Origin of the sequence: Actinosynnema sp. NPDC023658 (genome assembly GCF_040639995.1) — a bacterium.
GTDB lineage: Bacteria > Actinomycetota > Actinomycetes > Mycobacteriales > Pseudonocardiaceae > Actinosynnema.
This window is the reverse complement of sequence record NZ_JBFAAX010001229.1, coordinates 1-1,499: the sequence shown is the minus strand read 5'-3', so window position 1 is coordinate 1,499 and position 1,499 is coordinate 1. Positions and strand designations below refer to the sequence as shown.

Sequence of the window (1,499 nt, the reverse complement as noted above, 5' to 3'; positions counted from 1 at the left end):
GGACACCAAGGTCGACGGGCAGATGGCGTACTGGACGCTGGCCGGCAACCTCAGCGACCACGCGGTGCGCACCTCCCGCGCCAACGGCGGCTGGTGGCTGACCAAGTGGTACGCAGACCTGTCCGGCGACACGGTCCGCGTCACCCCGCCGCGACCGGGCACCAGGGACACGTTGCAGGGCCTGGCCACCCTCGACCGAGCCGACGCCAAGGCCACCGTGCTGCTCGGCGGCACCGCCAACCCGGTCGACGTCGCCGTCACCGGCCTGGACCGGCGGGTGTTCGGCCGGTACGTGGACGTGCGCGTCGCCAAGGCCACCTGGTCTGGATACGAGGGCGACGCCGGGCAACCACCGGTGGTGGCCGCCTCCCGCGTCCGCGTCTCCGACGGCGGGATCACCGTCGAGGTCCCCGGCGGCGACCCCCTGGCCGCCTACCAGGTGATCGTCACCCCGGCCGGGCTCGCACCGGCCGTGACCGCGGACGCGCCCTGGACGGCCCGCTACGAAGCCGAGTCCGGCGTGGTGGAGAACGCCGTCGTCGTCACCCAGGACGACGGCTCGGGTTCCCACGACATGGCCCAGCGCTACACCACCTCGGGCCGCAAGGACGTGGGGTACATGAACAACGCCGGCTCCCGCGTCACGGTGGAGGTCGACGTGCCGCGCACCGGCGACTACCGGCTCGGCGTCCTGTACGGCACCGGCGGGTTCGTCGGGAGGGAGGCCCTCAACGACGACGACGCCCACGCCGCCACCCTCAGCTTCCCCCCCACCCTGAACCGGCAGTACCGGGGCAGGCTCGACACGCCGGTCCGGCTGACCGCGGGCCGCCACCGCGTCTCGTTGCGCACCAGCGACCCCACCGGCTTCCTCGGCCGTCCGTCCGACATCGCCCTGGACCGCCTCGACCTGACCGAGGTCACCGGACCGGAGCGGTCGACCTACCAGCTGTCCGACTCGCGCCGCACCGGCGGCTCGGTCGACCGCGGGACCGGGGCGCTGCGGGCCCTCGTGCCGAACGCCGTGGTCCTGCGCCCGGGCGACGCCGTGACGACGTACGTCTCGGCCGTCGAGGACGGCTACTACGCCTTGTCCACCACGTGGTTCGGCGCCGGTCGCAGCACCCTGGGCCTGACCCTGTCCGACCGCCGGGTCGTCGGCGGCGACCTGACCGCCGACCGGGCCGGGGCGTGGACGGGCAGCACGACCGTGCACCTCAAGGCGGGCATCACCGAGGTCGTCCTGTCCAACGAGGGCCGCACGCCGGTGGTCGCGGGCTCGCTCACCCAGGTGCGGGACAAGGGATCCGACGCGCGTGCGGTGCACGTGGAGGCCGAAGCCGGGCAGCTCGCCGGGGGAGCGGTGGTCGTGGTCGGTCCGTGGGCCTCCGGCGGCTCGTACGTCGGTCGGCTGGGCAACGGCGGCACCCTGACCGTGGCCCGGCCGGACGCGGTCCGCGCGCCCGGTCAGTACAACCTCACGGTCGCCTACGCCCAAG

Annotated in this window: 1 protein-coding gene; it reads left to right on the top strand. The window is 74.3% G+C overall.

The window, feature by feature from the left end:
* Positions 1-22: 22 nt before the first annotated feature.
* Positions 23-1,499: hypothetical protein (locus tag AB0G02_RS39775; RefSeq protein WP_360805577.1), on the top strand; the 1,477-nt coding region annotated here is incomplete at its 3' end.